We start from the raw sequence: 4,562 nt of genomic DNA, 5'->3' as shown, positions 1-4,562 counted from the left end.
TTGTACCGGTGCTGTTCGTTGGGTTTGCCTTGTTGGGTTTAAGTTTGGTGTCGCATCAACTACAGCAGAGGCTGAATAAATGGCTCCATTCATTACTGACCTGACAGAATCTGCCTTTTGCTGTAAAATCTTCACATTCTCTAGCGATTTTTTTGTCTTTGTCTGTATGTAAAAATCATTTACATTTTTAACAATCTGCTCATTAAAAGCTTTCGCAAAAAATTCATCTTTCGACCTTACATCAGCTTTTATGATGCTCAACTTCTTATCTGGTTTCGCGACATCGAGATAATTTTTATTTATATCTAAGACAATATCCCTTAAGATGCTATCCTGTAAACGACTAAACTTTTCACCTATTTTTAAACTAAATTCAATATTTGAAAGTTCAGGTTTATTATTCCAAGATTTCTTAAGGTTATTGAAATCAATATAACGCTCTATTAATAACTGTTTCTTACCATTATAATCAACTGGAGTTAATAATGTTTTTTCAATCATAATCCTAGATTTATATAATTCAAAGATATTATCGCCTTGAAAAATACCACCTCCCCCGCTTCCTAAATCGACTCCTGCCATAGAAGCCAAGCCAGCTAAAGACCCCATCCCTCCTACTTTTTCATCTTCTAGAACAAATGTAGTTGTAGCACAATAAATTGGCTTCTTATAGTAAGAATAAACTAAGCCTAAAATGCCACCGCCAATTCCACATATTAAAATGATTAGCCATTTAGATAATAGATACCGAAATCCCTCTCTAAGTTTTAAAATAAGTTCTTTAAGGGAAATTTCTTTATTCCTATTTTTTGAATTGTCATGCACGCTTTCTTTTGTCATTCTTCCAATCCTCCCTATCTTAACAAACTAACAACTATTGCTGCCAACGAGGCTACAGCCGTACCTATTCCAATCCAACTTTGTGCAGTCAGTCTTTCTCTCTCTGCCCTTTTAGGAACCAGAATTTCGGCCCCAGGTTTCACCTTTGGATAATTGTTAAAAAACAAAAACTTTTTTGCAGACTCAACAGAACCATTTGCATACTTGATATAGGCGCCACTTTTTAAAGCATTAGTGGTAAAACCACCTGCACCGCTTACATATTGCTTAAACCCTTTATTTGATGAATATACAATGTTATTGGGATTTAAAACCTCACCTGTAACTTTAACCGTTTGTAATTGTCTTGGTACACGGATTACATCACCATCTTCTACAATCAAGTCTATTTTAGAAAGCGGCTTTTTAAGAATCCGATCCAAGTCAATCCCTACCAAATCCGACTGGATCAGCTTTTGTTCTACATCTGCCCTAAGCGTATCCTTTACACCCGCCTCCTGAGCACGTTTAAGTCCTAAAAGCTTTTTTTCTTCTTCCTCGTTATTATTGATCGCATTTTTATCTTTAGAATTCATCTTTTCTGCACCTGGCCTTTTCAAAGAGGCTCCAGAAACGTATGCTATGGGTGTTAAACCTCCTGCCCTTTTGATCAAATCGGAGATCCGCTCATTTTTGTTCGTAATGGTATAAATGCCAGGATAAAGAACTTCCCCCTCCAGTTTCACTTGTTTCTGCACCTGGTAACCTTCTGAACTGCGAACAGAAATCACATCAAATGGCTTCAACACAAATTTTTCGCCTAATTTAAGATTCTGATCCACATTCACTGTAAACACCTCTGCGGTTCTCGCTGATGCAGAAGTTGCATCACTGTTTTTGATCCGCCTGGAAATCTCTATGCGATTAGGCGTTGCTCCTTCTTTAAAACCACCTGCCATTTGGATCACATCTTCCAGATTCATGTTATCGGCATAGTCAAATGATCCCGGCGCTCTCACTTCTCCCTGGATACTTACTTTATATTCGTCCCTAAGATCAAATAAAGAAGATATCGTGATCTTATCTTCCCTTTGCAAAGGAATATCTCCATCTGTACCGGCAACAATTTTAGCCACGTCAAAAGAGATCAAGGCTTGTGTATTGTCCGGATTTAAACGGCTGATATAACCCCTGTTCAAAAAGGCATCTTCTGTTAAACCATCTGCCTTTTTGATAAGCCCCTTTAAGGTTAAACCCTTTTCCAGTTCATACTGACCCGGACGAAATACTGCCCCAATGATTTCTACACGATTTTCAAAACGATCCAGGATGCCTTCTACCACATATTTATCTCCATTCTTAGGTGTGTATGTGCTGAACTCTGCAGCGGCTATATCTGTTAAACGTCTTTCTTTAGCCGTATTCTGGAAAACTTTAACCTTGGCAGTATAGGCTTGCATGTTAAAGCCACCTGCAAAATCCAATACATTTTGAAAAGTTTCCCCTTTCACCACTTCGTACAAGGCAGATCTTTTAATTTCACCTATAATTTCTACACGTGTTTTATATACCGGAATATTGATCACATCCTGGTCCTGTAAGCGAATATTTCCTTTTTGGATGCCATTAACCAGGAAGTCATAGGCATCAATGGTACTTACAATCCTGTTGTTCCGAATCACCTGAATGTTACGGAAAGATCCATTATCATTTGGACCACCGGAAGCATACAATGCATTAAACACAGTAGCTAAAGAAGGTAAAGTATAGGTACCTGGCTTAACGACTTCTCCTGTTAAGACAACTTTAATGCTTCTGATATTGCCCAGATTAACCGTTATATTGGAACGTCCGGAACGTAATGCCGGATAGGTTTTAGACATTAGTCCTCTCAATTTGGCACTTGCCTGTTCCATAGACAAGCCTGCTACAGAAACCAGCCCTACATATTGTAAACGAATGCTACCATCAGGGCTTACCTTTAAACGATAATTGGCCTCATTATCTCCTGTCAAATCAATCAATAACTCATCATCTGGCCCAATCACATAACTTCTGGGGGTAGCCATTCTTAAATTCGGTTCAAAAGTGATTTCGCTGTTTTTAAACAACTCTGAACCAAATATTTTAGGTTTAACAATACCCATTAAATCCTTTTGCAGCAGGTCTGCTTTATCAAGAGAGTCCTTTTTCTTCCCCTGATTCTTATCGCCCAGATACTGACGGCTGTCTTCTGTATCGTCTCCCTGATCTGTTTTTTTCTTTGAACCTGTCGTTGAATCTGGGTTTTGTTTCCTGATCTTCTCTACCCTTGCCCTTAGCTTCAGAATCTCGTCCGATTTCATTCCTTGCGCCGCAGCCATTTGTTCCAGCTGTGCATCGGTATAGCCCACAGACTCTGCTCTTTCCATCATTTGCCTAATCTGTGCATCAGACAGTTCATCTACTTTGACATTGGCATAATTCGTTGTGGTTTGGGCCGAAAGCCGTGTTATATAAACCAAACAACTTGTTATTAGGAGGAGGAATAGGGTAAGTGTTCTTTTCATAGGTATCCGATTAGATCGGGCATTTCTAATATATTATTCGAAATAGTTCAGCGTCTTAAATCCGCCGTCCTTAAGGTATTCATCTTTTTTCATCAGATGCAGATCGGAAACCACCATATCTTTTACCAATGCAGGCAGATCGTATTTTGGAGACCAGCCCAATTGTGTTTTTGATTTGGTTGGATCGCCCAATAATAAGTCTACTTCTGTAGGCCTAAAATATTTTGGATCTACTTTAACAACCGTTGTACCTGATTTCAGGTAAGTATCATTCAGCCCCAACTCCTTCACTTTTTGCTGGTCTACATCAATGATCACCCCTTTTTCATTCTCGTCTTTTCCAGAAAACTCTATCTCAATTCCAAGCTCTGCAAAACTCATTCTTACAAAATCCCGGACAGTTGTTGTAATTCCTGTAGCAATAACGTAATCTTCTGCTTTATCTTGTTGCAAGATCAGCCACATGGCTTCAATATAGTCTTTTGCATGCCCCCAATCGCGTTGAGCAGATAAATTCCCCAGGTACAGGCAATTCTGCAAACCTAAAGCAATCTTTGCCGCTGCACGGGTAATTTTACGGGTTACAAAAGTTTCTCCTCTTAAAGGGCTTTCATGGTTAAATAAAATTCCATTGCAGGCAAACATATTATAAGCTTCACGATAGTTTACCGTAATCCAATACCCATAGATCTTAGCCACCGCATAAGGTGAACGTGGATAAAAAGGTGTGGTTTCACTTTGTGGAACGGCCTGAACCAATCCGTAAAGTTCTGAAGTAGATGCCTGATATATTCTCGTTTTCTTTTCTAAACCTAAAATACGCACCGCTTCCAGCAACCTTAAAGTTCCTATGCCATCGGCATTGGCCGTATATTCCGGCATTTCAAAGCTCACATGAACATGGCTCATCGCCGCCAGGTTATAAATTTCGTCTGGCTGGGTTTCCTGAATGATGCGGATTAAATTGGTAGAATCGGTCAGGTCACCAAAATGCAGTTTGAAATTCACTCCATTTTCATGCTGATCCTGGTACAGGTGGTCAATTCGTTCTGTATTAAAAAGAGAAGAACGTCTTTTAAGCCCATGCACAAAATATCCTTTTTTTAATAAGAACTCTGCAAGGTATGCGCCGTCCTGACCGGTAACGCCTGTAATTAAAGCGACTTTCATAGAAAATTATAATAAAATGTAATC

The 4,562-nt window shown here is 39.1% G+C and carries 3 protein-coding genes; all 3 read right to left on the bottom strand.

Features of this window, described 5'->3' with window-relative positions; all coding sequences use genetic code 11:
* On the bottom strand, positions 1-840 hold an 840-nt coding region (locus tag DBR11_RS00215), incomplete at its 3' end, for a lipopolysaccharide biosynthesis protein (RefSeq protein ID WP_108549596.1).
* A 14-nt stretch (positions 841-854) separates the two neighbouring features.
* Positions 855-3,368, bottom strand: coding sequence for an SLBB domain-containing protein (locus tag DBR11_RS00210; protein ID WP_108549595.1), 2,514 nt, complete (start codon positions 3,366-3,368; stop codon positions 855-857).
* A 33-nt stretch (positions 3,369-3,401) separates the two neighbouring features.
* Complete coding sequence (gene gmd / locus DBR11_RS00205) at positions 3,402-4,538, bottom strand: GDP-mannose 4,6-dehydratase (RefSeq protein WP_108549594.1); 1,137 nt, start codon at positions 4,536-4,538, stop codon at positions 3,402-3,404.
* Positions 4,539-4,562 lie beyond the last annotated feature (24 nt).

The organism is Pedobacter sp. HMWF019 (assembly GCF_003061025.1).
GTDB lineage: Bacteria > Bacteroidota > Bacteroidia > Sphingobacteriales > Sphingobacteriaceae > Pedobacter.
Note: the sequence above shows the minus strand (reverse complement) of the source record. Positions and strands in the feature narration are given on the sequence as shown.